Origin of the sequence: Rhizobium sp. TAL182, from assembly GCF_002117725.1 — a bacterium.
Lineage (GTDB): Bacteria > Pseudomonadota > Alphaproteobacteria > Rhizobiales > Rhizobiaceae > Rhizobium > Rhizobium esperanzae.
The window spans coordinates 182,333-207,872 of the sequence record NZ_CP021028.1 but is presented as its reverse complement, the minus strand read 5'-3'; the positions used below and the strand labels follow the sequence as shown (position 1 = coordinate 207,872).

Sequence of the window (25,540 nt, the reverse complement as noted above, 5' to 3'; positions counted from 1 at the left end):
GCAACGAGCGGTGGGGGCGGCATTGGATGCCATCACGCATCAGGAGGGCGCAGGCACCGGGGCAGCCGCAGAGCGGCCGTTAGGTACACGTTTCCTTGTCTTTCCCCAGCCTTCCTTCATTCCCGGCTATGAAAAACCCGAGGTGGTGTGGATCGGACCCTCGGCCGGGCCGATCCTGGCGGGGCCGTCCGACGACAGGATCTATGTGGCAAATCCTGTCGAAGCGAAACCGCCCTATGCCGTGCCCTATATTCCGCCTTATCCCGGCCTGCTGCGACCGCCGGCCGAGCCCGGCCCGGACGGGCATTTCGATCACATCGGGCCGGACTCACCGGCTTTTCTTGCAACCCATAGCTATGCATGCGCCCGCCGCGTCCTCGATATCTGCGAGGGTTATCTCGGGCGCCCGCTCGTCTGGTTCTTCCAGCCGACGCTGGAACGGCTGGAGATCATTCCGCGCATCCCGCATTGGCAAAACGCCCAGTCCGGCTTCGGCTTTCTCGAACTGGGCGAGAGCGAGGGAAAACGCCCGGCCTCCTGCTTCGCGCTGAATTTCGATGCGGTCGCGCATGAAATGGGCCACCTCGTTCTTCTCAGCGAACTCGGCATTCTCGAAGGCGACGGCGCCGGCAGCGACTTCTTTTCCTATCATGAGGCGATCGCCGATTTCACCTCGCTGCTCGGACTGCTGCACTTCGATACGGCGCTCGACCGGCTGCTGCGCCGCACCGGCGGAAATCTGCTCTTGCACAACGAACTCGACAAATTCGCCGAGCTCAGCGACGAGAAGCAGCTGCGGTTGCTGAACAACTCGCTTCGCATCGGCGATGTCAGCCGGGAAGTGCACGACCGATCCAAGCCCTTTGCGGCGGGCCTGTTCGACGGCCTCATCGAGGTCTACCAGTCACTGCTTTTTGCGCGCGGGTTGTCGGACATCGATCCGAAGCGGTTCAGCGACCTGCGCCAGCAGATGGCGCCGAGGCTGATGGAAGAAGGACTTCGGACATCGGCGGCATCCTATGAACTGCGGCACTTCGCGGTAAAGGCCGCCCTGCAGGAGGCGCGCGACATTGTCGGCGAAGCGCTCCTGCGTTCCTGGAGATATCTCGACCCCGACAGCCTGACCTTCGAATCGGCGGCAGTTGCCCTCCTCGAGGCGGCGAGCCGCGGGCGCGGGGTGGCTTATCTCGATCAGCTTGAAGATTGCATGAGGTGGCGCGGCATTTTGTAACCAAACGACGGGAGGCATCGATGACAGACGACAGCGTTCCAGCACCTTCTGGACCTCATTATGTAGCGGATGAAATCATACTCTATGGCGTGGATTTGAATGACGCCGGCGGCATTGCCCATCTGGAGGTCGGGATGGCGGGAACGACGGAGCTCCAGATCAGACTACGATCCGGAACGATAATCGGCTCCACAGTGCTTGCGTATGGCTACGCTTTCGAGGGTCACTGCTACAGGCTGGATTCAACTCGCATTTTTATTGTTACAGGTCCGAATGCCGAGCCTGCGGTCGGCTGCGGCTTTGACACGTGCCTCGGTTACAAAATGTGGCGGATCACCGCGTCTGAACAAATCCTCGAAGTCTCAACGGCCTTTGGCGATGCCAGGAGCCTTATCTTGGATTCGCAGCTGCCCGGGAAGAGATCCCCTAGCTCCTACTCTATCACCTTGAGGATGGCGCATCGCAATGGCCGCCTGCAAAACGACTAGCTCGCAACAACGGGAGGACGATCATGGCTTATAGAGTCAAGGTTTGCGTATCGGAAGCCTGTGCAGCGCTCACAGCGACAGACTGGCTCAGCAACAGACCCTGCGTGAACATAGCAACGGGTGAAGAGATCAAAGAGGTTGAAATAGCTGCCCCGACGACCTTCGAGATAGCGGTTGGGATTAGAGACGGCGCAGGTCGTGTCGATATCCATGATCCGGCACATGGTACTTCCAAATACAATATTCCGCGCGAGCTTGATGCGAGTGGAAAAATTACGTTTCCTAAAGATGGGGCCGTATCGCCAAAGGATCTCGACAAGCTTGCCAAAGGGGTCGAGGAGTTAAGGGAGGAGGTCGCGGCTTTAAGGCAAGAGGTCGCGGCACTAAAGTAGCGGATTGGAAGCCGCCCTTACGGCGTCTTGCGCAAATCCGCCTCGTCCCGACAATGGCGGCGGCTTCGTCGAGCAGGACGTCCTTGGCCTTCTTGCGGGCATTTTCCATGGCGATATCGGCCTCATGCTGCGCTCGTCCGCCTGCAGGCCATCGTCTCCCTTTCGCCGAAGCTCGCGAGATCCGACAGTCCCGGCAGGCTAACGCGAAGCCGCGACCGGCTTCATCCAACTCGGGAGCTCCATTTGGCTGCTCCCCAACTCCTCAAGGGCTTCCGTGGCGAAGCTCGGCACGGCGCCTGTCCAGCGCAGTTCGCCATCCGCGTTGGAATGGCCGCCGCCATCGAGCTTGTAGATGCTCTCGACGATATACTGGCCGTCCTCATTGAGGCCCTTGATCTCGGAAATTTCGATGACCCGTCGCCGACCGGTGCGCTTGAACCGGGCAATCTGGACGACGACGTCGACGGCGGAAGCGATCTGTGAGCGCAGCGGCCGCAGCGGCATGTCGATATCCGACATCAGCGCCAGGGTCTCCAGCCGGTGCAGTGCGTCGTAGGGCGTATTGGCATGCACGGTCGAAAGGCTGCCGCTATGGCCCGATGTCATCGCCTGGATCATATCGAGCGCTTCGCCGCCGCGGCACTCGCCGACGATGATGCGGTCCGGCCGCATTCGCAGGGAAGAGCGGAACAGCTCGCGAATGCTGGCGCCGCCGCGACCGAACCTGTCGGGCTTGGTGACTTCGAGATAGACGACGTGCTCCTTGCGGATCTGCAGTTCCGACGTGTCCTCGATGACGATGACCCGCTCATGATCGGCGAAGGCTTCCGATAGCGCGTTCAGCATCGTCGTCTTGCCGGTGCCGGTGCCGCCCGAGATGATCACATTCTTCTGCAGCCCGACCGCCGCCTGCAGCAAGGACAGCGACTCCTCCGTCAGGCTGCCTTGGGTGACGAGGTCGCGAATGCTGCGATGTTCTCTCAGAAAGCGGCGGATGGAAATGCAGAGCCCGGTGCGGGCGGCCGGCGGCTGGATCATCTGCACGCGCGAACCGTCCGGCAGACGGGCTTCGACGCTCGGTTCTTCCGGCGTCAGGCGCTTGCCTGAGAATTGCGCGATGCTGCGCGCCGCCGATTCCAGATCCTCGCGGCTGGCGAAGCGCGTATCGGCGCGTTCGAGCTTGCCGCGCCTTTCGACGAAGATATCGGAGGTTCCGTTGATCAGGATTTCGGAAACGCTCGGATCCTCGAGCAGGAAGCGGATCGGCGCCAGGAGCTTGTCCAGCGCCCGGGTCAGAACCTGGAAGGTCGCCTGTTCGGCAGCGTCGTCGGAAACGGCTTTCATCAGAGCGGCATCCCGACAAGGACGGAACTCATGCCGAACAGCGTTACCATCATCTGGACCGCAGTCGGAAAGAACAACATCAGTGGAATGAGGACCAATGCAAGTATCAAGACGCTGCTCATCGTTTCCATGGTTTTGTCTCCGGAACGACTGACGGGCCATAGCCAATATTGAAGACGAGCTTAATCCAGATCGGCAAGCAACGCCATGGGGGCGCCCTCGCCCGCCCGCCACTTTGGCCGTGTTGCTTCTGCCTCTTCTATCGCCTTGAAACCATTGACCAATAATGGAGCAGCAGACGATATCCGCGAAAATCGCTTCACTGCATGCCTCACCCAAAAAAATTATAGCTTAATCAGCCTGTTAGCCTGAAAACGCCGCCGTCAACCGCATGTCTGCAGGCGACGCCTCCAAGACAATTGGAACCCTGCCTTCCGTTTGCTTGACGGAGGGCTGGCCTTGGGCGCACTCTTGGGTCTTAATGATGTTGCTCAACAAGCGTTGGCGACCGGGGAAGAAAAGCAGAAGCAGAAAAAATCATTGGAACGAGCAACGTGCTGGTTCGGATCGATGGCGTATGCTTGCTTCTTCTTCACCAAGGTCTTCGATCCGAAACAAACCATGGAACGAGGAATACGCAGATGTTTGCAAAACTCAAGACTCTCGCAATTGCACTTCACAAGGACGAACGCGGCGACATGGCCCAGATCGTCCTCGCCGTCGCCCTGATCGTCATTCCGCTGATGCTGCTCCTGCTCGCATTCGGCAAACAGATCGGCGAATGGTTCAACGAAAAGAATACGGCTCTCTCCGACGCCGAGAGAATTCCTGAGCCGGGTCAATAAGCGGGGTCGGTGTCATGGACATGACCTACGATCTGACCCTGATGCCAGCGGCGGCGGCTCTTGCCGTCGCCTGCGCCACGACCGCGGCGGTGTTCGATCACCGCCACGGTCAGATCCCGAACGCCGTCACCTACCCCTGCCTGCTTGCCGGGTTCATGCTGGCGGCGATCGGCGGCGGCCTCGCGGGGGTCGGCCTGGCTTTTGCCGGCCTCCTTGCCTCAGGCCTGATCTTCATCATCGCCTTCGCAGCCGGAGGCTGCGGCGGCGGTGATGTCAAGCTGATGGCGGCGCTCGGCGCCGTTCTCGGCCTCTGGCCGGCCATCGACGTGACGCTCGCATCGCTGATGATCGGCGGCACGATTGCCGTCTTCTCGATGGCGCGGCGGGTTCAATGGAGCGTGCTCGTGCGAAGCCTCGGCCTGTTCGCCCTGCTTCTGCCCGCCGGTTTCCGCGACGCCGCCTCGGTGCTGAAGCCGCGCGAAACCCATCATACCGTCCGTTTCGGCGTCGCCGCCGCTCTCGGACTTCTCTGGTGCCTGTTCATGCCTGATTTCACCCCTCTTTCACTCGTGAGGTAACGGCAATGCGCGCGGAACTCGAACGCCCCACTTTCGACGGTGCTTTCTGGAGTTCGATCCTGCACTCGCGGACCTTCTGGATCCCTCAGGATCACGGCGCGCTTCTCGGCACCTTCGCGATCGCCATGCTGTTGCTAACCTCGATGCTGCTGCTGCCGCGGCTTTCCGCCCGCCGGCGCCGGATGTCGGAGCTTCACGGCGATATCTCAGGCAGCACGACGATGATGGATTTCGTGCTCGTTACGCCGATCTTCGTCTTCTTCATGTTCGTGGTCTTCCAGTTCACGATCCTGGCGAAGAACCACCTCTTCACCCACTATGCCGCCTATGCGGCGGCACGCAGCGCCCGCGTCTATTTCTGCCCGGCCCTGCCGATCACCATCCACAGCTTCATCGGCCCCAAGACCTGCGATAACGATGCTGCAGCGGGCAAGGCCGATCTCGCCGCGCGCCTGGCGCTGATTCCGGCCGCTCCCTACGACCAGCTGAAATGCGTCGGCGCCTGCCAGCCGCCGGAAGAGGCGCTGAAGAGCCTTGCCGACGCCTCGGGCCTGTCGAAGAACTGGCGCGCCATGCGCAACCAGGCCCGCTACATGTTCGACCCGCAGAACGTCACGGTCACCGTCGACCGCGCCCCGATGGCGCTCTATGCCGCCATCAACCGCTCGCCACATGTGCCTGTCACGGCCAAGGTCGAAGCGCGCTTCCTGCTGCTCGAATATGCCGGCTGGGTCTTTGCCCGCGGCCAGCGGAAGGACGGGCGCTACTACACGATTTCGACGGCGGAGGTGAACCTGTTATGACCCCGACCTTCATCCATCGACTGCACCGCGACCAGCGCGGCTTCCTGTCTCCGATCATCCTCTACATGACGATCGCGCTCGCGCTGATGATCGTGTGGATCCTCAACACCGGGCAGATGATCTACGACAAGCAGCGCACGCAGGATACCGCCGATGCCGCCGCACTGGTCCATGCCGACTGGGAGGCGCGCTATCTCAACATCATGGCGATGAACAATGTCGCCTCCTCGCAGGCAACCGTGGTCATGGCGACGTCGGTCGCCTACCAGCTGACGACAGCGGAACTGTTTCTGCGCTCGAGCGCCATTCTGGCGAAACTCGCCCAATACTCCTTCACCGAAGGCTTCGGACCGGCGTCGCTCCTGCCGCCGTTGCCGCCGATGCCCTATTGCCCCGGCTGGCAGAAGGTCCCGATCGTCGGCGGCATCATCTACGGCGCTTGCCTGGCGTTCCAGGGGTTCCGCGCGACCGAAGCCACCAAGGCGATCGCCTATACGGTGGCGGCGCAGGCTAAATATGATCCCTGGAATCTGATCAAAAAGTCTAGGGAGATCATCGATGCGATGAATGATCTCAACGATTATCTCGTTGAAAGCTTTCCCGAGCGGGTCGGCAATGAGGCCTTGCATCTGGTTCGGTTGAACAAGTCGGATCACGTCGTCTTCCATCCGCCCTGCGAGTCTTGCGGACAGGCCGGAGAAGGTGCCGGCGGCAACCTGCCGGTGGACCGTGATGGCGTCAATCCAGCCGCTGCCTATACGGAAATGTGCCTTGCCATGTCCTATGGCACCCAGGGACAGGATCCGCTCCTGATGCGCGGCGAATACGCCAACCGCGGCTTCCCCAACGGCAAGGGCCCCTTGACGGCAGGCGGCGTAGACGGCAGCCATATCCGCGACTGGGTCAACCATGAGAGCGGCATCGACAATCAGCTGGTGGAGTTCTACATCTTCTACGAAGCCTTCGGGCCGGCCTATCTGAGCAAGGTCCCGTTCAAGGCGATTGTCGAGCAATATGCCGGCGATCTCAGCTGGTGGCAGGAACTGACGCTCGATGCCAGCTTCTGGATCGCCGACAAGGTCTTCGGCGTCGGCTTCGGCATCACCAATCCGTTCCAGCTGCCGATCGACGTGCCGCCGCGCTATTCCGACTCGCAGACGAAGGACGAGAACGACTTCACCCGCAAGTTCGACATGATCTGGAACCAGGTCTGCGGCCCGGCGGGCGGGGCGATCTCGGTGACCGGTGCCAATCTGCCGCTCGTCTCCTTCCCGAAGCCCTACTGGCTGAAGGGGCGCATCCCCTTCAACTTCACGCCCTTCGGGGGCGACCAGCTGACCGATTACCAGACGCTGGCGATCGTTTCGCGGGCGCCGCGCGCCAGGCTCCAGGTTCGGCTGTTCAAGGACAAGACGCCGTCCGCTTATGCGCTGGCGCAGAGCTGGGTTCACAATTACACGGCCTTCGATCTCTACACCCAGGACTGGCTTGCCTCGCTGGCGCCCGCGACCCTCGCCGATGATGCCGGCGCGGTTTCCAGCACCATCAAACAGAGCCCGGCCGCAGACAGCTTCACCGGCCTGACACGCGTCTTCGACCAGGGAGGAGCCAATGCCTGGGCTGCCGTCAACACACACTGAGCACGACGGAGGCGCGCCGGCCGGCGGGTTCATGATGCGGCTGCACCGCGATCGCCGCGGTCTCGCCTCGATCGAATTCGTGCTCGCCGCGCCGGTTATCCTGCTGATCGTGATCTTCGTCATTCACGCCAACAAGATTTCCACCAAGAAGGTCGCGACCATGCTTGCCATGCGCAATTCTGCCTTCGCCGAGGCGTCCGGCCTCAACTGCACGTCGGATTTCTCGAACGTGTTCCCGATCCCGGCCTTGCCGGCCCTTCCCGGAGGAGACGCCATCAACTGTTCGCGCACGCCTTCGCATGAAGGCGACGGCGATCCTCAGCGGACCTTTATCTGGGACGATGTGCAGAACACCCTCGAGAGTAATGGACGCGAGTTCGGCGATATGGTCGGCGAGCTCGCCGACGAGAAGCCGCAGCTTGTGACCGCGACCGCCGACCGCGTCTACAAGTTCAGGGATTCCGACGATCTCGACACCATCCGCAGCATCCGCTGGAAGGATGCGTTCACAGTGGATGACTCGACGCTCTTCATCTCGCACAACAACGACACTACGCGCCGCGGCTACGACCCGACGCTACGCCGGGAAATCCGCCATGTGGCCAGCCATTCCGGCGATCTCTTCGACGGCGTCTTTCCGGGGGCGAAGTGACATGGCACAGCGGTCAAGCATTTCCGTTCATCTCCTCGGTACGGCCATGGTCGTCGGGCTCGCCGTGATATTGGCCACACCGGGGCGCGCCGAGATCTATAAGGATATCCGGGTGACGCTGAATTCGATGCTGGCCGGCATTCTCGGGACGCCGGAACGGGCGCCGCGCGATCTCGTCATCAACGGCCAGCCGCTCGAGTTCACGCCGTACCAGAGCGATCGCAGCATTTCCGATATCACCGACGAGTGGCTGCGGGTGCTGGCCGCCAATACCCGGCCCGCCATGCCGAAAAGCAGCGGCCGGGAGGAACTGACCGCCGTCATCGCAGCCAACATGATGATCGTCCCGAAGGTGAGCCGCATCCGCGACGACCTTGCCGTTGTCGTGCGCTTCTTCGACGGCGACGGCGAGGCTGCGCTCGACTATATGAGACGGCAGGATCCGAACGATCCTTCGGCGAAAGCGCCGATTCCGGGCGTCTCGATCATGATCCGCCGGCCTGCCGATGCGCCGATCACCGAGGTGCTGATGAGCCGCTTCGACGATGTCGCCGCGACGCTGCCGGCCTTCGCCGCCCCGGCCGATGTCGGCAAGCTGCCGGTGTCGCTGCGTCCGCCGGCCGGCGTCGAGGTGCTGAGCGATATCGGCGACCATGACAAAGGCCATATGTCGCGCACGGTCGTGTCGAAGGGCACGCTCGCCGCCGCGCGCTGGTCCGATCAGCGCGCCGACCTGCTAATCCGCGATGGCTTCACCATCGAAACGCCGCCGGCTGAGCGCGGCGGCGTCACCGCGCTTTATGGCCGGCGCGGCAGTGTCGAAGCCAATGTTCTCTACACCAGAAGCAAAACCGACGGCAGGACCGTTGAGGTCATTCAAATCAGGCAACCCTTCGTCGAAGGAACAACACCATGAACTGGAAGCTCATTGCCGCTGTGATCGTCGGGCTCATTACCGGCGTTCTCCTCTACTTCTGGACCGAGAGCGTCAAGAACGAGCAGGTGGCCTACGCCTTCATGCGGCTGCAGCCCGACAAGAAGGTGACGAGAGGACAGGCGATCACGCCGGACATGCTCGCCGAACCGGTGATGCTGCCGGAAAGCTTCGGGGCGCTTGCCAAGCTCGCGGTTCCCGCCGCCAGCGCCTATCAGGAATGGCTGAAGGACCGGACGGCCGCGGCCGACATTCCGGCCGGCTCGGTGCTGCTCTTCCAGTATTTCGACGATACCGACGGCGGGCGGCTGACGACGATGATCGCGCCCGGCAAACGGGCGCTCACCCTGCCGGTCAACGCCGCCGAGGCGGTCGGCCATTTCGTCGAGCCGGGCAGCTATGTCGATATCCTCGGCACGGTCGACGAACCGGTCGAGCCGGTGGCGCCGCCCGCCGCCACGCAGCCGGGAACGCCCGGGCGCAGCGCCGCACCCGGCCAGGCGCCCGCCGCACCGGCAGCGCCGGCCCAGCCGCCCTCGCCGGTCGAGCAGATGCTGAAGAACTATCTCACCCAATATCCGGGCGCCGACGAGAACGACGTCAACGCCTACCGGAAGCAGGCGCAGGACTACAAGCTCGGCATCAGCTCGCGCACCCGCGTCGTCACCCGCACCTTCCTGCAGAACGTCAAGGTGCTCGCCGTCGGTGCGGCGACCACGCCGGAAGGTGCGGTCACCAAGGCCAATAGCAGCTATAATCACGTGACGGTCGAAGTGACGCCGTCGGAAGCCGAGATGCTGATCTTCGCCATGGGCCAGGCGAATGGCAGCCTCAACCTCGTGCTGCGCAATCCGACGGACAATAGCGTCGAAGACCTGCCGAGCATCAACTGGACGCGCATGTGATCGTTTCAAGGATTGAGCCATGCTGTTGAAGATTTCCTATGAGGACGGCAGCGGACGGGAGGTGATCCCGCTCTTGGCGAACGAGACCTATTTCGTCGGCGAAAGCAGCACGCTTTCGCTTCCCGCCGGTGCCGGCGTCGTGCGGCTGCGCGGCAGCCACGTCTCCTCGCCGCAATTCGTGCTGCGCAAGTCAGGCCAGGGCTGGTCGGTGCAGCATCACGGCCGCAACCCGACGCGGGTCGACGACCAGCCGCTGAGGGCCGGCACGCCGGTGGCGGTTGCGGCCGGCATGTCGATCTGGGTGCCGAATGTGACCATCGAGCTCGTCGAGCCGGCGGCGGCGCCGGAGGCGGTGACGCAGTTTCCGGACCAGGAGCGGGTGCTGGCACTGCAGATGGAAATACATGAGAGATTGCTAAAAGACACGCAATATGACCGGCTGGTCAAATCCTCCGATTTCGGCCGCGAGGAGACGCGCAGCCGCATCCGCGAACGCCTCGACCTGTTCATCAAGGAGGCGCTTGATGCAGCGCCGCAGGATCTGGTCATCCTCGTCATCAAGAACGCCGTCTACCGCTGGCTGGCAAAACGCATCGCCCGCACCGGCCGGCGCGACGGCGCTTCGAATGCGGCGACCCTCGCGCGCGAAGAGCAGGACAACCGCCGGCTCTTCGATGTCGGCAAGGCGCTGATCTCGGCGCTGCAACTGAAGCTGAACTTCGAATCCACCCGCGCCGATTTCGCCCAGCTCGACACCAAGTTCGGCGCCGCCTTCCAGGCCCGGCAGGCGCTGTTCAACGCCGGGGATCGCTACGAGATCGCCCATATGCACCTGCGCTCCAATATCGAGGAGCTGATGTATCGCTGGGGCACGATCTCGGAACTGATGGATCTCGACGTCATCTCGGAAATCATGGTGACGCGTTATGACGAGATCTATGTCGAGAAATTCGGTCTGCTGGAGCGCTACCCCTTCGCCTTCGCCAATGAGCGACAGCTGATGAAGGTGATCGAGCGCATCGCCGTCGATTCCAACCGCTCGATCAACGAGAGCGAGGCGATGGCCGACTTCCGCATGCCGGACGGTTCGCGCGTCAACGCCGTCATTCCGCCGCTCGCCGTCAAGGGCGCCTGCCTCACCATCCGCAAATTCGGCGGCAAATCGCGGCTCGACATCAGCAAGCTGGTCGCCGCCGGCGCGCTCAGCGAACCGATGCGCGCCTTCCTCGAGGCGGCGGTGCGCGCGCGCAAGAACATCGTCGTCTCCGGCGGCACCGGCTCCGGCAAGACAACGCTGTTGAACAGCCTGTCGCAGTTCATTCCGGTCGGCGAGCGCGTCGTTGCGGTCGAGGACACGTCCGAACTGCAGCTCGACGGCATTCACGTCGTCTACCTGCAATCGCGGCCGAAGACGGCGGAGAGCGAAACCAGCGTCACCATCCGCGACCTGGTGCGCAATGCGCTGCGCATGCGCCCCGACCGCATCATCGTCGGCGAGTGCCGCGGTGCCGAGGCAATCGACATGCTGCAGGCGATGAACACCGGCCATGCCGGTTCGATGACGACGGCGCATGCCAACACGCCGCAGGACATGATGACCCGCCTGGAGGTGATGGTGCTGCAGGGCCAGAGCTCGCTGCCGGTGACGGCGATCCGCCAGCAGATCGTCGCCGCCGTCGAACTCGTGGTGCAGCTCAACCGGCTGGAAAGCGGCCGGCGCGCCGTCACCGAGATATCCGAGGTGATCGGCATCGATCCGGACACCGGCCTCATCATCGTCGAGCCGATCTTCAATCTCGTCGGCCGCGCCGGCGGCCAGGCGGTGCATGCCTTCACCGGCTATCTGCCGAGCTTCGTCGCCGAGCTCGTCGCCTTCGGCGAAGACGGCGAGATCAAGAACCTGGATATGTTCGTTTGAGGGTGGAACCATGGACATCAGCATTCTGCAGATCCTGACGATCGCCCTCGGCGCGGTGACCGCGGGACTGCTCGTCTGGGGCGCGCCGGTTCAATGGCCGGCACCACTGCTGCGCGCCACCGAACGCGATATCGCGCTCGCCAGCGAAGCAGCCCAGGTCTTCGGCCGCGATGCGGTGCCGCCCTATACGATGATCCTTGCCTATGCCATCACCGCGATCGTCGTCTTTGCTCTGATCTCGCTGATCTTCGGCCCGATCGTCGGCATCGTCGTCGCCATTCCCGTCGCCTTCTTCCTGCCCAAGGCGACGATCCGCTATTTCCTGCAGCGGCGCTGGCTGCAGATCGAATCCCAGCTTCCCTATGCCGTCGACCAGATCGTCTCGGCGGTGCGCACCGGCAAGCCGCTCGCCGTCGCCGTCAATGCGGTCGCCGATACCGGCCAGATGCCCTCCTCGCGCGAGTTCGAGCGCATCGCCCGCGAGCAGAAGCTCGGCATCGGCCTGGTCGAGGCGCTCGACCGCCACGGCCGCACCGTGCCGAGCCTGCATTTCAAGATGGTCGATGCCGCCCTCGGCCTGTTTGCCCGCCAGGGCGGCGACATATCAGAGCCGCTGACGGAAATGTCGAAATCCTTCAAGGAGATCTGGAAGCTCGACCAGAAGATCAGCACCTCGTCCTCGCAGGCGCGGATGAACTTCCGCGTCGTCAATGGCGGCGCGCTGTTCATGATCCTGATGATCTTCTTCGGCCAGCCTGAGCTGATCGACAAGGTGTTCGGCAACGCCATCGGCATCGTCATCGCGATCGTCGGCGCCATTCTCTATGCCACCGGTTTCTTCTGGATGCGCTCGATGATGAAGGTGTCGGTATGATGTCGCAAATCCCCCTCGCCCCGATCATCATTGTCCTTGCCGGCATCACCGCGGCGCTCATCGTCTGGTGGATCGGCGACCTGCTCGGCAGCATCCAGGTCGTGCGGCGAAAGGCCGGCGGCGACGGGCCGCCGCCGAATATCGTCGACAGCATCGGCATGCGCACGCCTGTCGAATTCGTGCTGAGACATTTCGAGCCGTTTCTCGCCGATTTCGGCGCGCAGCTCGAAAAGAAGCTGATCTATGGCGGCCGGCCGTTCGGCGGCGTGACGGGGCGTGAATATATCGCCCTTCTCATCGTCTTGAGCCTCTTCGGCTTCATCCTGCTCGGAGTGCTGTTCGGCATCGCCAGCGGCAGCATCATCGGCGGGCTGGTCGCCGGCCTGATCCTCGGCTTCATCCCCGCCATCTATTTCTGGGTCGTCGCCGACGACAAGATGCAGGACCGCAAGGAACGCATCTCGCGCGAATTTCCCTATTTCCTCGATCTCGTCGTCATGACGCAGCAGGCGCAGGCGACCCTGCCGGAAAGCCTCAGGCTTTATGCCGAGGCCGCCCCGGGCACCGTGATGAGCGAGGAGATCGAGCAGACACTGAAGGACGTGGCGCTCGGCACCGGCATGATCGAGGCGCTGCAGCGCCTGGAGGCGCGCATGACGGCCGAGGAGGTGGTGCGGGTCATCCGCGCCGTCATCCAGGGCGAGGTCGAGGGCAGCAACCGCGTCGAGCTGTTGCGCGAACATGCGCGCGACCTGCGCTTCCGCCGCTGGGAAAAGGCCGACAGGGCCAGTGAAAAGCTGAAAGCCAAGATCGTCATGCCGGCGATGATGATCGTCGTGTCGATCCTGCTTCTGGTGCTGGCGCCGGCAATCGTCGAGATGATGTCGAGTGGGATGTTCTGATCATGGTCTTTTCCTTCTTTCGCGGCAACAAACCCAGCCTTCTTCAGACCGGCCCCGGCGGCCAGAGCCGCAGCCATGTGCTCGACCGGGCGGAAATGTCGATCGGCCGGGCAGCCAATGCCGATATCGTGGTCGACGATCCGTTCCTGGCGCCGATCCACGCGCGCATCGAAAAGCAGAGCGACGGCGGCTTCATCATCCGCCGCATGGGGCTGAACCCGATCATGCTGCGCGGCGAGGCGCTGCTGCAGACGGCTTCGCTGAAAGCCGGCGACAGTTTCCGCCTCGGCAAGGATGTCGAGTTCCAGTTTGTGGAGAAGGCGCCGGCCAAGGAGGCCCCGAAGAAGGAGGCTGCCAAGGCAGACGACGGCAAGCCGAAAAAGCCGCTCTTCAAGCAGCCGGCCTTCCTCGCCGGCATGGGCCTCGTCTACCTCGCCGTGGTCGGCATCATCGGATATGTGATCCTCTCCGGCGGCGGCAGCACGGAGGCCGGCCCGACAGCGGAGCGCATCAACGCGGAAGCGGCCCGCATCCCGACATGCATCAAGAACGCCAGGCGCCTGCGCCAGGTCTCCGAGCAGACTTTCAACGGCGCCGTCGGCGGCCGCGTCGGCCGCGATGGCGATGTCACCTATGCCGCGCTTTCGCTGGCGACCGAACCCGCCGACGATGCGGCGCTGGCGAAGGCGGCGGAGCCGATCGTCGAGGCCTACAAGCGCACGGCGCTCGCAGCCCTTGCCTCGGAAAACCGCGGCAACAACACGCTGGCGCAAAGCCTTTATCAGCAGACCTACGATCTCGTTCCCGACGTCAACTGCTCGGCCGCGCGTTTCGCGCTGCAGCGCCGCGCCGCCACCAAGCCGCCGGCGCGGCGGTGAGCGCCGGTTCGAAACTCTTCAAAACCGCTCGGAGGGTCGACCGGCCAGCGCGCGTCGTAGTCACGCCTACGGCCAAGCCGGCCGGTCGATCAGCGGCCCGCAGCTTCGGTGACAAATCTGCGGAACCCCTGAATGCCGGAGACACCTTGAGTATGCCCTCGCCACGCCTTTCGCCTGACGAAAATCTGCTCCGGCAGAGTTAGCCATCCAATGGTTTGACTTTGCTACGTTTGTCCGGCGCGATGCCGCCCGGATTAACCTCATTTGTTGCCGGGCCCGGTCGAACCGCAGTCGTTGCAGTTGGTGTTGTCCGGGTTGCCCTTGTTTGTTGAGGTGTCCTTGGTGCCGTTGCTGCTTCCTGCGTTGTCGTTCGGTGGCAGGTTGCCGCTTTCGCCCATGGTTGTGGTCTGGTCCCGTGAATTGCTGCTGGCAGCAAACGTCGACTGAAGCCCACCGAGCAGAAGTGCGAGGGCGGTGAAAACCGAAAGCGTAAGTCTCGACATGGTACATGCTCCTTGATCGGGGTTCACTAACATCAGGCATGCGCCAGAGCGTTCCTTTTGGAGATGTGCTGGCTCCCCTCCGGCGTTGGTCGCCAACGGACTACGAAATCCTCGCCCCGCCTCGCGGCGGGAGCTGAATCGGGTGTTAGGATTCTCCTCATTGGAGGTCGGCTATCGGCTTCGACGCGCGATACTCAAACCATCTGACACGTGAGATTGTTCGCCCATAGCAAAAACCTCCATTTCCGACTGATCTCTGCAGTCGGAGGAGGATTTATGCCTTCCCATAAGATAAAAAGACTATAATCAGAGCGGCGACAGATCAACTTACTAATTGTGTGATTTTCTTAGTTAATTCGGGCTAAGATGTGAGTAGACTTGCACGCCCGGGGATCGGACTCTGTTATTCATAATGAAGAGGAAATACCGTGCGTTCTCATCGGAGGCCTGATGTTGGCACACCCACGTCCTTCGAGGCCCCTGCGGGGCACCTCAGCCACGCGAGTGGGTTCCAAATTCCGAAACGGACCTTCCTTCTAATAAGGCCGTTCTTTCCATGGGGCGGCAACAGACCTTTGCGTTGACCGCTTCGCGGCTCCTGTTCCGTTGGAGGCGGCACCCTTGTGAAGCGTCGCCTTATGACCGTCTCAGTGGTATCATGAACCGGCACGGTCGCGGTGTCGGGCAGCCGGATGGTGCATGTCGCGTCAATCGCCTGGGCTTCAATCGGCGCATCTCCTGAGGGGAGACAGCCATGGCAACCGCAAGAGCAGAGCGGCGGCTGGCCGCGATCCTGGCCGCTGACGTCGTCGGCTATTCCCGCCTTGTCGAACATGACGAGACTGGGACGTTGTCGGCCCTCAAGGTTCTGCGCCGGGAGGTGATCGATCCGCTGCTGGCCGAGCATCAGGGCCGTGTCGTCAAGCTGATGGGCGACGGTGCGCTCGTGGAGTTCGGCTCGGTCGTCGATGCCGTCGCGTGCGCGGTCGCCATCCAGAAGGGGGTTGCCGAGAACCAGGCCGATATCCCGACGGAGCGACGCATCGTCTTCCGGATCGGCGTCAATCTGGGTGATGTGATCCACGAGCTCGATGGGGATCTCTACGGCGATGGCGTCAACATCGCGGCCCGCCTCCAGACCTTGGCGGATCCGGGCGGCATTTGCATTTCCGGCACGGCCTACGATCACCTCCCCGGCAAGCTTGACTGCGACTACGAATACCTCGGCGAGCGCGCGCTGAAGAATATGGAAAGGCCGGTGCGACTGTACCGCCCCCTTCAGGAAAGGGCGGCCGCAGGAACGGCATCGTTGAGGTCTGCACTTCCGGAGCGGCCATCCATTGCCGTGCTGCCGTTCAACGCCCTGAGCGCCGAACCGGAGCAGGACTTCTTCAGCGATGGGCTGACCGAGGACATCACCACCGCGCTATCCAAGCTCAAGGGCTTCTTCGTGATCGCCCGCAACACGATGTTCACCTACAAGGGAAAGCCCGTGGATGTGCGCGCCATCGGGCACGAACTCGGGGTCCGCTATGTTCTCGAGGGGAGTGTCCGCAAGTCCGGCAACCGGATGAGGGTGACCGCGCAGCTCATCGATGCGGCCTCCGACGTCCATCTCTGGGCCGAGAGGTACGACGGCGACCTCGGCGACATCTTCGCGATTCAGGACGAAATTACCGCAAGCGTCGTCGGCCGCATCGGGCCGGAACTTCTGGCGGCGGAGCATGCTCGCGAAAGCCCCAAGCCGCATCATGGCCTTGATGCCTGGGAATGTGTCGTGCGGGCGGTGTTCCTGTGTTCCCAACTGTCTGAGGAGAGCAGCAGGAAGATGCTCCCGCTGCTCGACAGGGCAATCGAACTGGCCCCCGGCTATGCCCAGGCGCTCGCCATGAAAGGTTGGATTACCTTGTGGCGCGCGTTCCAGGGGTGGGAGGACATGGGATATGCCTTGGCCCTTGCCAGGGATGTCGTCCAACAAGCCATGGCCGCGGACGATAAGGAACCGTGGACTTACCTTGCGCAGGCGATGATAGCCTTTGCGACGCGCGACAATGTCCTGGCGGTGGCAGCGATCAGCCAGGCTGTCGCGATCAACCCCAACTCCGCGTTTGCACACGGCCAGTTGGGACTTGCGCATGCCAACGGGGGCCGCGCGGCGGACGCCATTCCTTGCATCGACTACGCCCTCAGACTGAGCCCTCGCGAGGCTTTTCTCGGCGACTTTCAGTTTTACTACGCCATGGCTCATTTCCAGGGCGCGAATTACGAACTTGGATTGCGTTACGCACGGGAGGCGCATCGATTGCGGTCCGGCCATGCGGTTCCGCTGATCATTGGCACTGCGTGTGCCGGACTTCTCGACAACCGGGAGGCTGCCACGGACTTGCTCGGACGGCTTAAATCGCTAGTTCCTGACATCTCACGGGACGCGGTCGGAGCAACATCTTCTTTCGTCCGCGCCGAGGATCGGGCGCGTCTGATCGAAGGACTTACCCGTGCCGGCCTGAATTGACGGGTTGGATTGACCTTGAGAACCGATGGTGGCGTTTGCTACCGAATGCCGCAACGCTGCTTCTTGCATGGATCAACGCCTGAGCGCCCGCCTCGCCCTTCGAGACCGCTGCGGGACATGCATGGGTGCTCCTCCTTGCAACGCGGGCTCAAGGCCCAATCAACCGTTCGAACGAAGACATGGCGACGGAGATGTTCGCTGAGGTACGAGTTCAAAACCCAAGGATGACACGCATCCCCGTCGCGCAACCCACTATACAGCAACGGCAACGTACAAGGATGAGGCTCTCTTGGAGGGCCGCGCATGCCGGCGCCGGGGCGATCGGCGGCGCGCGCGTTGCACGGCTGTTTTACGGTTGCCCGGGAGGCTTCGCCTTCGCCGCGTCGCATTCCGGCAGTCGTACAGGTTTGACGAGATTCGCCAGCGCCTCGGGCTTGGCGCATACCGGGAAGCCGGCGAGCGGCATTGTCTCTATGAACCGATTGCGCTCCACCGTGCTGAGGCCGGGTTCGTTGATCATGCTCTCGACGGTCACGTCAGGGTGCTGCTTGAGAGTTTCCAGAGCTGAAGCATGCGCCTCATCGGTTCGACCCAGGGCCGCAAGCGAGCTGCTGCGGATCACCCAGGTCCACCTTTGGTAGTTGTTGGCCGTCATGCGCTCCAGCATCGTCACCGCGTCCTCATACCGCCCCGCCATGAAATAGGCAGGGGCGAAGAAGTTGGACGCCCACATCGGATAGTTCGGGTCGAGCCGCATGACCTTGTCGACCATTTGAGCACCGCGTTCCGGGTCGTTGAAGCGTGCGGCATAGCCGCTGTAAAAAGTCAGGATTTCGGACGAACCGGGAGCCAGGCGAAGGGCCGTGTCGAATTCGGACTTGGCGCGACCCATGTCGCCCCTGCTGGCAAGGCTCATGGCAAACACCACGTGGGCCTCAGCGTCGCGCGGATCAAGCCGGACCGCGCGTTCGGCCACATCGGCGCCCGCCTTGCGGTTGCCCTCGGGATCGACTCCGAACACTCTCATCAGATCATGAGCGTGGTAAAGTTCTACCCAGGCCCGCGCCAGCCCCGGGTCCAACTCCACGGCGCGGTTGAGAAAGGCGATGGCCTCCTCGTCATCGGCTTTGGTGATCTTTTCGATCTTCTCCGACCCGAGCAGATAATAATCGTAGGCATTCAGGTTTTCGGGCCGTTTGCGTTTGGCTGCGGCCCGCCCGGCCTCCTGAATCAGTCCCACGCCGCCGCCGAGGCGGTTGGCCACCTGCTCTGCGATTTCGGTCTGAACGGCGAATACGTCCTCAGCCGGCCGGTCCCAATTCTCCGACCAAAGATGGCGCCCGGTTTTTGCATCGATCAACTGCGCTGTGATCCGGACCCGGCCACTCTGCCGCTGGATCGAGCCTTCCAGGACAAAGCCGACATGGAGCGCAGTTGCGACCTGGCGGGCATCCACCGGCTTCCCTTTATAAACTTCCGTCGAATTGCGCGCCACCACCTCGAATTCGGGAAACCGTGCGAGGTCGGTGATGACGTCCTCAGTCAGGCCGTCGGCTAGACGCCCGCTCGCCTCGTCGCCCCCATAATCTTCGAAGGGCAGCACCGCTACCGACGGCTTGCCGCTCAAAGGTTCCGGCTGGAGGAACCACCAGGCGGCCCCGCCACCTGCCAGAGCCAAAACGACGATCGCCGCTGCAGTTGTCCCGACCCAGCGCGGCATCATTGCGAGAAGCGGGCGGCGGCGTGCCCGTTTGCCGTCGAGCCTCAGCCGATACATCCGCACCGGGCGGCTGATGTTCTTGACCTGCCGCTCGCCGGCGAAATCGAGCGGCCAGTCGAGTTTGCCCTGGAGATGATCGTATGCCGTGCCCGACACTACCACGCCTCCCGGCTCGGCCAAATGTTCCAGCCGCGCGGCGACGTTCACCCCGTCCCCATAAACATCGCCATCCACCAAGGCCACATCGCCCAGATTGATCCCGACGCGGAACATGATACGTTCAGGCTCCGGCAGGGCGGCATTGCGCGCCGCCACGGCATTCTGAAACACCGCGGCGCAGGCAACCGCATCAACCACGCTGTCGAAGGCGACAAGTGCGCCGTCGCCCATCAGCTTGATGATGGTGCCATGGCGCTCAGAGATAGTGGGATTGATCAGCTCGGCGCGGATGGCCTTCAGCCGCCTGATGGTGCCGGCCTCATCGGCCTCCATCGCCTTGGAGTAGCCAACCATATCCGCTGCGAGGATCGCGAGCAGCTTTCGGTCAAGCGCGGGGGTGCCCATCATCGTTGCCTTGCATGAACATGCAATCGTCTCCGCAGTCTACACCCATCGAAGCGCCGCAACTAGCACACAGCCAGCGCGGCATGTCTGCTTGGGGTGCTTCTGCGTCCCAAGGCGACACTCCTCAGCACGCGCACAAAATCTGGCATCCGCTCGCCGACCCTGCCATAATTGGGTTTCCCAAGGGAGGCACCACGATGCAGAGGAATGCGCCGGACTTCAGCCTTGAGGGCAAAGTGACTTTGGTAACAGGCGCGAGCCGTGGTATCGGCCGAGCTTGTGCGCTTGCCTGTGCGGCGGCAGGTTCCGATATTGTCCTGGGGGTCCGCAATGTCGCAGCGTCGGCGGATCTGGTTGCCGAGCTCGAGGGCGCGGGACGAAAAGCCCTCGCGGTTGAACTGGACATTCCCAACAAAGCCCATATCGCGCAGGCTGTCGACGCAGCCCTGACGACATTTGGTCGGATCGACGTCCTCGTCAACAATGTCGGCGTGGCTCCAGGCAATCTTGCGGAACTCGTCGAGGAGAAGGACCTCGACGAGATCCTCGATGTCAACATCAAAGGCACCTTCCTGATGACGCAGGCCGTCGGGCGTCAGATGATCAAGCAGAATGGCGGCCGGATCATCAGCATCAGCTCACAGGCCGGCACCGTGGCGCTGCGCGGAGAGGCCATCTATTGCATGAGCAAGGCGGCCATCAATCACCTCTCGCGCTGCCTTGCAGCCGAATGGGCACGCTATAATGTCACCGTCAACACCGTATCGCCGACTTTCATCCACACGGATGGCACGGCACCCTTTCTATCCGACCTCGCCAGTCGCCAAGCGACGCTCGATCACATTCCCCTCGGCCGGATCGGTGAAACCGATGACGTGGTGGGCGCAGTCGTCTTCCTGGCGTCGCCGGCTGCGAGCCTGATCACCGGAGCGAACCTGCTGGTGGACGGTGGCTGGTCCGTCGCCTGAGGCCGAGGCGCCCGCCCACCGGCACAAGTATGCAGCCTTCTTGGCGATCTCGCTGTTTCGTCCATCGGAGCGCGTCAGGGCGAGTCGCGAACGAGCCCATCTATGTAGGTCTGGAGCGAGATCGATCCGCGAATTGAGTCCTCGGGATATTCGGGGCCGTCGGCGGTGAGAGCCGTCATCCTTGCATATGAGTGAGCCGCCGCGTCGGAGAAACCCAAACGGCGGTATGCGTCTTCCCAGGTTTCGCGCGGAATCACCTCGACGCGAACGGCCCGGCCGAGGGCGGCGGCGAAGGCTGCGGCAACATCATTGGGGGAGTATCGTTCCGGCCCTTCTACGGGGTATATGCCGATCCGGCCGATCGGCTCCTGCAGCAGCCGCGCAGCCACCCTTCCGAGATCCTCCGGCGCGACCATCGGGAGCGTGAGGTCGGCCGGGAGCATGGTCGACAATACCCCGTCCTTCGTGACAGGCCCCACCATCGCATCCCAGTTGCTGTAGTAATAGGCTGCGCGGATGATACTGGCAGGAATCGGCTGGCTTCTCAGGCCCGCCTCCAGTTCATATAGGACGCTGAGATCGCCGCATTGCTCGCCCGGCTGCGCGCCCATGGTTGATTGCGCCACCACCTTCTCCAGCCCGGACCCTTCGATCGCCTCGAGCAGGCAGCGCACGGTCTTGCGTTCCTCCCGATCCGTATCGCTCGAGATGTCAGCGTTCGGGTTCAGCAGGAAGGCCCGCTTCCCGCGGCGGAACACCGTCCGCAGCGAGGCCACGTCGTGGACGTCGGCGAGCGCAATCTCTGCGCCCCGCCGTCGCCATGCGCCCGCCTTCTCAGCGTTTCGTGTGACGATGGTGACGGCTTCGCCCTCAGCGAGCAGCGCCTTCGCCACGGCGGAGCCGACGCGCCCCGTCCCTCCAACAATGATGTACATCGGCCATGCCTCCCGCAATCATGCCGGGCACAACACTTCGCCCCTGCCAAAGGTTCCCTTGCCGTCGCCCGCACAGTTCACCGCTGCGGAGTGCCTGCAGCTCGTCAGCGGGACTTGGCCCCTGCGGCTCAATGCCTCACGCGATTGACGCTTTTATGGGCCGTGATACGCATACTCATCAGCAACAGGACACCTATGATGCGAACTTCGGCTGCAGCAATTTCCGCTCTCCTTCTTCCAATACTGGCGAGCTGCACGACCACCTCGGGTGGCATCGTCACCGAGAACAAGAGCCTTACTGCAGTCAGCGCCGAGCGGACACGACTGGGGCAGGCCTGGCACCTCAAAACCGATTGCTCACCATCAAGCCGTCCGAACGTTCGAACGGTTTCTCCGCCAGCTCATGGGAAACTCGAAATCGTACCGGAAGATGTACTCGCGAATTCGAAGAAGTTTTCCAGATGCGCTGGGGTGAAAACCGCCGGCATGGTTGTTTACTACACGTCTGCAGCCGGATATGTCGGCCCTGATAAAACAACGTTCAGGGAGTCCTATGGAGATGGCGTCGTTCGCGACGTGACTTTCGACGTCAACGTCGTCAAGTAGACCGCGTGGGGGCGGCGGGGCGTTAGAAACGCCTATTCGCAATATTCATTGCATCGGGCAATTTTTTGGGAATCAATCAAGCCTGCCGTGCTTTCAACGATAACACCAAGGTCATAGGGTTTGCCGGCGACGCGACGAACCCATAATGCTCGTAAAAGGCCTTGGCTTCGTCGGAGATTGCGTGAACCAGAAGGCCACGAATGCCCATGATATGGGCCGCCTGTCCCGTGCGCAAAACGGCGTCTTGCAACAGCGCAGCTCCAATGCCTCTTCCCTGCCAGTTCAGATCGATAGCAAGACGGCCGAGCACTGCCATAGGAACGGGGTCGGGCATATTGCGCCGGACAGCTCCCGGCGCGTCCGCGACCGCGAGCGCCCCCGATGACAGGCAATAGTAACCGATGACACGCTCGCCCTCGCAGACCACGTAGGTTCGCGACGCGCCGCTGACCTGATTGGCCCGCGCCCGGCGGCGCAGCCATTCATCGAGACCATCGTGCCCGCTGTCGAATAGCTGGAGATCGTGCGCTTCTCCGAGAAGCGCCGGAGGTGACAACATCACCGCTACCAGGGTTTGGGAGCATTCATCAGCCGCTCAAAACCTTCCCCGCTGGGCGGCTGGTCGAGGACGGCCAGATAGTGTTCATAGCTATCGGGATCGACTTGCACCAATGTCTGATCGAGAAGCGCGTCTTCGGCGGCGCGGCGCGCGGCGTCGATCATGAAATCCGAGCGGGTTTTCCCGTGAGCCTTGGCTGCACGGTCGATCAGGCCGCGAATGTCGTCACGAACCTTCAAATTGACGGCGTGTTTGTGGGTATCGGTCGCGTTTTTGCTGGCCATGGTCTTTTCCTTCGAGATCAGCCTATACCACAGGCGCATACACAACGTGTATCTATTTCTTGCCGCACAGCGGTTCGACTGATCGCTGGTTCTCTACACCGTAGGCGGTGTGCCGCCTTTAAGACTGTTGCCTTGCTCGCGCAGTCTGATCTAGATGCTATGACGACCCACCGGTCGCTGCACCAATTCCCCTGCGTGTTCTTCCATCCAGGCCACTTCGAGCGCTCCCTCATCAAGGACGCCACGGCGTTCCAGTTCCATTTCCCATGCAGAGCCGGATGCAGCGAGATTGCGCATATGTTGCTGCATCTGCCGAACCCTTTCGATGGCTGCCCGCATGATCTCAATCTCCGGCTCTATCCCGTAAGCGTCTAGGAACAGCTGGAAGCGCCGTGCTTTCTCGCGGATGCCTTTCGGCAAACCATGCGCTTCGCATTTGTCGTCTCGCCAAAAGGGCACCCAGCGCCACGCAATGAAGCCAAGGTCCCAAGAGCGCGGTCCTGGTGCTGCTGCATCCCAATCGATAAACGCCACAGGGAGCCCAGCTCGGAAGACGGTATTCCACGGTGACAGATCATTGTGACAGATGGTTTCGACGGGTTCCCGCGGTTCAAGGCGCCAGTTGCGCTCATTCCAGGCGAAGCTTGCTGCAGCATCGTGGTAAGATCGCAGCAATTTCCCCAATTCGACAAGGGCTCGGTCGCTCCAGACGTAGTCAGGAAGCCGGACATCGAAGCGGCCCTGTCGATCAGGGATGAAGCCCTGGCCCAAGCCAACGTCACCTTCGATGTAAGTGAGACATTCGCGTCCCTGATCATCGAAGCCGAGCGCACGGGGAGCCCCTTCAAATCCTTGCCGTTCAACGTGGCGAAGCAGGTCGAGAACGGCAGAAGACCATGCGCGGCCACCCCGCCGAACAGTGCCGCCGACCCGGACAACATTCGAATCTGCGCCGCCTGTAAGAGGAACTTCCGGTTCGCCCATGCCCAAGCTTAGGCACGGGCAAACCAGAGGGTCAAGCCGCGGCGCTATCTTCGCTGCGTATCGAACGGCCGAGAGGGCGGCTCCGCAAGGGTGATGCGATTGCCGTCGGGGTCCGCGATCTGGGCAATCCTTCCGTAGTCGCCCTCGGATTCACCTGTGAGCGTCACGCCAATCTCTTCGAGCGCTCTGCGGGCTTCATCCATTTTCGGCACCACAATGGTCAGCCTGCCGAACCCAGCATTCTCTTTGTCGAGGAAGATTTGGATGTTCGCTCCGGCGACGTTGCGCCATTGGATCAACGCCTCCATGGGACGATCATCAGGCCCCCGGTCCAACAGCCGAGTGTAAAACTTCTCCGCTTTATCCATGTCTGCCGTTGCGAGCGCGGCGTAGATTCCCTGGATCCGCATTGCCATGACTCCCCTTTCTTACCGCCTCCACGGTAATGAAACAGGACGAGTTGCGTTCCAAACCAGCGTGGACGGCGGCAAAGGCGGTCTGAGGGCCGTCCGCTATCCGATCAGGCCGGGAAGCAATTCGTCGAGCTGCTCCAACTGCTCCGGCAATGCGACAGCCGAGCCCTGCAGCGCTTCCTCAAGCGCTTCCTTGGACGGATAGACTTCGTGGAAAACCAGCAGTGTTCTGCCGCCTTGGTCCTCGAAGGTCACGGTGGTGATCGCGCCCTCTTCGCCCTCGTCATTGGTCCAGACGATGCGCTCGTTCGGCACCACCTCGAGATACTTGCCATAGAAGGCCATGGTGTCCGAACCGCCGGCGCCGAATTCCAGCCGATATTTGCCGCCGGTGCGGACGTCCATATCGCACGATACCAGCGAAATGCCGGGTGCTGATTTCGGCACCCACCAGCGCTGGAACAGCTCGGGCTGGCTCCACGCCCTGTAAACCGTGCTCGGCGGCGCATCGAATGTCCTGGTTATCACGAGTTCGCGATCCCCTCTGCGCTCGACCGACGTGCGGATCTGCGCGCCACCTGCCCTCTGAACTTGCTCAGTCATGGCTTCCCTCCCGTTTCAATTCGCTGATGATTTCGTCCAATGCTTCGAAGCGGGCCTCGAACAGCTTGCGATGCGCCTCGATCCACTCCGCCTCCGCCTTGAGGCCGCGCTTCCCAAGCTTGCAGGTTCTCACCCGTCCGACCTTCTGCGTGACGACTAGCCCCGCCCGCTCGAGAACCTGGACGTGCTTTTTCATGCCGGTCAGCGTCATCTGGAATTTATCCGCCAGACTGGTGATCGACGCCTCCCCTCGCCCAAGCTGATCGATGATCCCGCGGCGGGTCGCATCGGACAGCGCCGCGAAGGAGAGATCGAGGGGAGGACTTTCATACTGAACCATATGGTTCAGTGTATAACCTGCTCGCGCAGGTAGCGCAAGTGTCCCCGAACTTTCCCTGCCGAAGACCGGTCACTCGAGATCATGCACCGCGGCTGCGGCAGCAAAAGTTTGTCTGGCATGGGTCGACACCTGCCTCGGCAGCTTCGCGTCCTCATTACATCCACG

Annotated in this window: 28 protein-coding genes; 17 read left to right on the top strand and 11 right to left on the bottom strand. The window is 62.3% G+C overall.

Annotation, left to right across the window (positions count from 1 at the left end):
* Positions 1 to 10 precede the first annotated feature (10 nt).
* The 3 genes from Tal182_RS27580 to Tal182_RS32475 are packed head-to-tail and all read left to right on the top strand — an operon-like array spanning position 11 to position 2,111.
* Positions 11 to 1,231 carry a hypothetical protein gene (locus Tal182_RS27580; protein ID WP_085861538.1) on the top strand — a complete coding sequence of 407 codons (1,221 nt, stop codon included), beginning with the start codon at positions 11 to 13 and terminating at the stop codon, positions 1,229 to 1,231.
* A 20-nt stretch (positions 1,232 to 1,251) separates the two neighbouring features.
* On the top strand, positions 1,252 to 1,719 hold the full coding sequence (locus Tal182_RS27575; RefSeq protein WP_064812134.1) for a hypothetical protein: 468 nt from the start codon (positions 1,252 to 1,254) through the stop codon (positions 1,717 to 1,719).
* Positions 1,720 to 1,742: 23 nt separating this feature from the next.
* Positions 1,743 to 2,111 carry a hypothetical protein gene (locus Tal182_RS32475; RefSeq protein ID WP_064812133.1) on the top strand — a complete coding sequence of 123 codons (369 nt, stop codon included), beginning with the start codon at positions 1,743 to 1,745 and terminating at the stop codon, positions 2,109 to 2,111.
* 198 nt (positions 2,112 to 2,309) lie between these two features.
* Here Tal182_RS32475 and Tal182_RS27565 read toward each other — a convergent pair whose 3' ends face one another.
* Both Tal182_RS27565 and Tal182_RS33165 read right to left on the bottom strand, forming a co-directional pair.
* Positions 2,310 to 3,455: an ATPase, T2SS/T4P/T4SS family gene (locus Tal182_RS27565; RefSeq protein WP_245344903.1), complete on the bottom strand. Its 1,146-nt coding sequence runs from the start codon at positions 3,453 to 3,455 to the stop codon at positions 2,310 to 2,312.
* Positions 3,455 to 3,586, bottom strand: coding sequence for a hypothetical protein (locus Tal182_RS33165; RefSeq protein WP_257784635.1), 132 nt, complete (start codon positions 3,584 to 3,586; stop codon positions 3,455 to 3,457). The genes Tal182_RS27565 and Tal182_RS33165 overlap by 1 nt, the downstream gene beginning before the upstream one ends.
* Positions 3,587 to 4,096: 510 nt before the next feature.
* Here Tal182_RS33165 and Tal182_RS27555 point away from each other — a divergent pair.
* The 11 genes from Tal182_RS27555 to Tal182_RS27505 are packed head-to-tail and all read left to right on the top strand — an operon-like array spanning position 4,097 to position 14,384.
* Positions 4,097 to 4,300, top strand: coding sequence for a hypothetical protein (locus tag Tal182_RS27555; RefSeq protein WP_064808298.1), 204 nt, complete (start codon positions 4,097 to 4,099; stop codon positions 4,298 to 4,300).
* A gap of 14 nt (positions 4,301 to 4,314) precedes the next feature.
* Positions 4,315 to 4,878 (top strand): prepilin peptidase, encoded by a 564-nt coding sequence (locus tag Tal182_RS27550; protein ID WP_085861536.1) that lies wholly within the window; start codon positions 4,315 to 4,317, stop codon positions 4,876 to 4,878.
* A gap of 5 nt (positions 4,879 to 4,883) precedes the next feature.
* Entirely contained in the window at positions 4,884 to 5,681 is a 798-nt protein-coding gene (locus Tal182_RS27545) for a TadE/TadG family type IV pilus assembly protein (protein WP_085861535.1), read from the top strand.
* A complete protein-coding gene (locus Tal182_RS27540) occupies positions 5,678 to 7,321 on the top strand; it encodes a Tad domain-containing protein (RefSeq protein WP_085861534.1) in 1,644 nt (547 codons plus the stop codon). Before Tal182_RS27545 ends, Tal182_RS27540 begins: the two co-directional genes overlap by 4 nt.
* Positions 7,293 to 7,973 carry a pilus assembly protein gene (locus Tal182_RS27535; protein WP_085861533.1) on the top strand — a complete coding sequence of 227 codons (681 nt, stop codon included), beginning with the start codon at positions 7,293 to 7,295 and terminating at the stop codon, positions 7,971 to 7,973. The genes Tal182_RS27540 and Tal182_RS27535 overlap by 29 nt, the downstream gene beginning before the upstream one ends.
* Before the next feature lies 1 nt (position 7,974).
* A complete protein-coding gene (locus Tal182_RS27530) occupies positions 7,975 to 8,889 on the top strand; it encodes a hypothetical protein (protein ID WP_085861532.1) in 915 nt (304 codons plus the stop codon).
* The gene (locus Tal182_RS27525) at positions 8,886 to 9,812 is read left to right on the top strand and encodes an RcpC/CpaB family pilus assembly protein (RefSeq protein WP_085861531.1); all 927 of its coding nucleotides are present in this window, start codon (positions 8,886 to 8,888) and stop codon (positions 9,810 to 9,812) included. The genes Tal182_RS27530 and Tal182_RS27525 overlap by 4 nt, the downstream gene beginning before the upstream one ends.
* A 19-nt stretch (positions 9,813 to 9,831) precedes the next feature.
* Complete coding sequence (locus Tal182_RS27520; RefSeq protein ID WP_085861530.1) at positions 9,832 to 11,730, top strand: ATPase, T2SS/T4P/T4SS family; 1,899 nt, start codon at positions 9,832 to 9,834, stop codon at positions 11,728 to 11,730.
* Positions 11,731 to 11,740: 10 nt separating this feature from the next.
* Positions 11,741 to 12,604, top strand: a complete 864-nt coding sequence (locus tag Tal182_RS27515) for a type II secretion system F family protein (protein ID WP_085861529.1) — start codon at positions 11,741 to 11,743, stop codon at positions 12,602 to 12,604.
* The gene (locus tag Tal182_RS27510) at positions 12,601 to 13,506 is read left to right on the top strand and encodes a type II secretion system F family protein (protein WP_085861528.1); all 906 of its coding nucleotides are present in this window, start codon (positions 12,601 to 12,603) and stop codon (positions 13,504 to 13,506) included. Before Tal182_RS27515 ends, Tal182_RS27510 begins: the two co-directional genes overlap by 4 nt.
* A 2-nt stretch (positions 13,507 to 13,508) precedes the next feature.
* Positions 13,509 to 14,384: an FHA domain-containing protein gene (locus Tal182_RS27505; protein ID WP_064812123.1), complete on the top strand. Its 876-nt coding sequence runs from the start codon at positions 13,509 to 13,511 to the stop codon at positions 14,382 to 14,384.
* A 260-nt stretch (positions 14,385 to 14,644) separates the two neighbouring features.
* Here the strand turns inward: Tal182_RS27505 and Tal182_RS27500 are convergent, their stop codons facing one another.
* Positions 14,645 to 14,887 (bottom strand): hypothetical protein, encoded by a 243-nt coding sequence (locus Tal182_RS27500; protein ID WP_085861527.1) that lies wholly within the window; start codon positions 14,885 to 14,887, stop codon positions 14,645 to 14,647.
* A gap of 754 nt (positions 14,888 to 15,641) precedes the next feature.
* On the opposite strand from Tal182_RS27500, the gene Tal182_RS27495 reads away from it, so the two are divergent.
* Positions 15,642 to 17,399: an adenylate/guanylate cyclase domain-containing protein gene (locus tag Tal182_RS27495; protein WP_085861526.1), complete on the top strand. Its 1,758-nt coding sequence runs from the start codon at positions 15,642 to 15,644 to the stop codon at positions 17,397 to 17,399.
* 349 nt (positions 17,400 to 17,748) lie between these two features.
* Here the strand turns inward: Tal182_RS27495 and Tal182_RS27490 are convergent, their stop codons facing one another.
* The gene (locus Tal182_RS27490; protein ID WP_085861525.1) at positions 17,749 to 19,683 is read right to left on the bottom strand and encodes an adenylate/guanylate cyclase domain-containing protein; all 1,935 of its coding nucleotides are present in this window, start codon (positions 19,681 to 19,683) and stop codon (positions 17,749 to 17,751) included.
* A 197-nt stretch (positions 19,684 to 19,880) separates the two neighbouring features.
* Between Tal182_RS27490 and Tal182_RS27485 the strand changes: the two genes are divergently transcribed.
* Positions 19,881 to 20,651 (top strand): glucose 1-dehydrogenase, encoded by a 771-nt coding sequence (locus Tal182_RS27485; protein ID WP_085861524.1) that lies wholly within the window; start codon positions 19,881 to 19,883, stop codon positions 20,649 to 20,651.
* Positions 20,652 to 20,725: 74 nt separating this feature from the next.
* On the opposite strand, the gene Tal182_RS27480 is transcribed toward Tal182_RS27485, so the two are convergent.
* Positions 20,726 to 21,586: an NmrA family NAD(P)-binding protein gene (locus Tal182_RS27480; protein ID WP_085861523.1), complete on the bottom strand. Its 861-nt coding sequence runs from the start codon at positions 21,584 to 21,586 to the stop codon at positions 20,726 to 20,728.
* 198 nt (positions 21,587 to 21,784) lie between these two features.
* Here Tal182_RS27480 and Tal182_RS32015 point away from each other — a divergent pair, with 198 nt between their 5' ends.
* Positions 21,785 to 22,192 carry a hypothetical protein gene (locus Tal182_RS32015; protein ID WP_206426550.1) on the top strand — a complete coding sequence of 136 codons (408 nt, stop codon included), beginning with the start codon at positions 21,785 to 21,787 and terminating at the stop codon, positions 22,190 to 22,192.
* A gap of 76 nt (positions 22,193 to 22,268) precedes the next feature.
* On the opposite strand, the gene Tal182_RS27475 is transcribed toward Tal182_RS32015, so the two are convergent.
* From Tal182_RS27475 to Tal182_RS27450, 6 genes are all read right to left on the bottom strand, one after another.
* The gene (locus Tal182_RS27475; protein ID WP_085861522.1) at positions 22,269 to 22,751 is read right to left on the bottom strand and encodes a GNAT family N-acetyltransferase; all 483 of its coding nucleotides are present in this window, start codon (positions 22,749 to 22,751) and stop codon (positions 22,269 to 22,271) included.
* A gap of 5 nt (positions 22,752 to 22,756) precedes the next feature.
* Positions 22,757 to 23,035, bottom strand: a complete 279-nt coding sequence (locus Tal182_RS27470) for a DUF1778 domain-containing protein (RefSeq protein ID WP_064808264.1) — start codon at positions 23,033 to 23,035, stop codon at positions 22,757 to 22,759.
* 150 nt (positions 23,036 to 23,185) lie between these two features.
* On the bottom strand, positions 23,186 to 24,019 hold the full coding sequence (locus Tal182_RS27465; RefSeq protein ID WP_085861521.1) for an aminoglycoside phosphotransferase family protein: 834 nt from the start codon (positions 24,017 to 24,019) through the stop codon (positions 23,186 to 23,188).
* A gap of 44 nt (positions 24,020 to 24,063) precedes the next feature.
* Positions 24,064 to 24,435, bottom strand: coding sequence for a VOC family protein (locus Tal182_RS27460; protein ID WP_245344902.1), 372 nt, complete (start codon positions 24,433 to 24,435; stop codon positions 24,064 to 24,066).
* Positions 24,436 to 24,531: 96 nt separating this feature from the next.
* Entirely contained in the window at positions 24,532 to 25,035 is a 504-nt protein-coding gene (locus tag Tal182_RS27455; RefSeq protein ID WP_085861520.1) for an SRPBCC family protein, read from the bottom strand.
* Complete coding sequence (locus Tal182_RS27450) at positions 25,028 to 25,375, bottom strand: metalloregulator ArsR/SmtB family transcription factor (RefSeq protein WP_085861519.1); 348 nt, start codon at positions 25,373 to 25,375, stop codon at positions 25,028 to 25,030. The genes Tal182_RS27455 and Tal182_RS27450 overlap by 8 nt, the downstream gene beginning before the upstream one ends.
* Positions 25,376 to 25,540 lie beyond the last annotated feature (165 nt).

Coding starts and splice junctions, on each gene's coding strand:
- Tal182_RS27475 (WP_085861522.1), bottom strand. CDS start 22,751: ATGTTGTCACCTCCGGCGCTTCTCGGAGAAGCGCACGATCTCCAGCTA.
- Tal182_RS27550 (WP_085861536.1), top strand. CDS start 4,315: ATGGACATGACCTACGATCTGACCCTGATGCCAGCGGCGGCGGCTCTT.
- Tal182_RS27470 (WP_064808264.1), bottom strand. CDS start 23,035: ATGGCCAGCAAAAACGCGACCGATACCCACAAACACGCCGTCAATTTG.
- Tal182_RS27535 (WP_085861533.1), top strand. CDS start 7,293: ATGCCTGGGCTGCCGTCAACACACACTGAGCACGACGGAGGCGCGCCG.
- Tal182_RS27540 (WP_085861534.1), top strand. CDS start 5,678: ATGACCCCGACCTTCATCCATCGACTGCACCGCGACCAGCGCGGCTTC.
- Tal182_RS33165 (WP_257784635.1), bottom strand. CDS start 3,586: ATGGAAACGATGAGCAGCGTCTTGATACTTGCATTGGTCCTCATTCCA.
- Tal182_RS27520 (WP_085861530.1), top strand. CDS start 9,832: ATGCTGTTGAAGATTTCCTATGAGGACGGCAGCGGACGGGAGGTGATC.
- Tal182_RS27565 (WP_245344903.1), bottom strand. CDS start 3,455: ATGAAAGCCGTTTCCGACGACGCTGCCGAACAGGCGACCTTCCAGGTT.
- Tal182_RS27465 (WP_085861521.1), bottom strand. CDS start 24,019: ATGGGCGAACCGGAAGTTCCTCTTACAGGCGGCGCAGATTCGAATGTT.
- Tal182_RS27500 (WP_085861527.1), bottom strand. CDS start 14,887: ATGTCGAGACTTACGCTTTCGGTTTTCACCGCCCTCGCACTTCTGCTC.
- Tal182_RS27455 (WP_085861520.1), bottom strand. CDS start 25,035: ATGACTGAGCAAGTTCAGAGGGCAGGTGGCGCGCAGATCCGCACGTCG.
- Tal182_RS27460 (WP_245344902.1), bottom strand. CDS start 24,435: ATGGCAATGCGGATCCAGGGAATCTACGCCGCGCTCGCAACGGCAGAC.
- Tal182_RS27505 (WP_064812123.1), top strand. CDS start 13,509: ATGGTCTTTTCCTTCTTTCGCGGCAACAAACCCAGCCTTCTTCAGACC.
- Tal182_RS27530 (WP_085861532.1), top strand. CDS start 7,975: ATGGCACAGCGGTCAAGCATTTCCGTTCATCTCCTCGGTACGGCCATG.
- Tal182_RS32475 (WP_064812133.1), top strand. CDS start 1,743: ATGGCTTATAGAGTCAAGGTTTGCGTATCGGAAGCCTGTGCAGCGCTC.
- Tal182_RS27555 (WP_064808298.1), top strand. CDS start 4,097: ATGTTTGCAAAACTCAAGACTCTCGCAATTGCACTTCACAAGGACGAA.
- Tal182_RS27485 (WP_085861524.1), top strand. CDS start 19,881: ATGCAGAGGAATGCGCCGGACTTCAGCCTTGAGGGCAAAGTGACTTTG.
- Tal182_RS27575 (WP_064812134.1), top strand. CDS start 1,252: ATGACAGACGACAGCGTTCCAGCACCTTCTGGACCTCATTATGTAGCG.
- Tal182_RS27510 (WP_085861528.1), top strand. CDS start 12,601: ATGATGTCGCAAATCCCCCTCGCCCCGATCATCATTGTCCTTGCCGGC.
- Tal182_RS27480 (WP_085861523.1), bottom strand. CDS start 21,586: ATGTACATCATTGTTGGAGGGACGGGGCGCGTCGGCTCCGCCGTGGCG.
- Tal182_RS27450 (WP_085861519.1), bottom strand. CDS start 25,375: ATGGTTCAGTATGAAAGTCCTCCCCTCGATCTCTCCTTCGCGGCGCTG.
- Tal182_RS32015 (WP_206426550.1), top strand. CDS start 21,785: ATGCGAACTTCGGCTGCAGCAATTTCCGCTCTCCTTCTTCCAATACTG.
- Tal182_RS27515 (WP_085861529.1), top strand. CDS start 11,741: ATGGACATCAGCATTCTGCAGATCCTGACGATCGCCCTCGGCGCGGTG.
- Tal182_RS27490 (WP_085861525.1), bottom strand. CDS start 19,683: ATGGGCACCCCCGCGCTTGACCGAAAGCTGCTCGCGATCCTCGCAGCG.
- Tal182_RS27495 (WP_085861526.1), top strand. CDS start 15,642: ATGGCAACCGCAAGAGCAGAGCGGCGGCTGGCCGCGATCCTGGCCGCT.
- Tal182_RS27525 (WP_085861531.1), top strand. CDS start 8,886: ATGAACTGGAAGCTCATTGCCGCTGTGATCGTCGGGCTCATTACCGGC.
- Tal182_RS27545 (WP_085861535.1), top strand. CDS start 4,884: ATGCGCGCGGAACTCGAACGCCCCACTTTCGACGGTGCTTTCTGGAGT.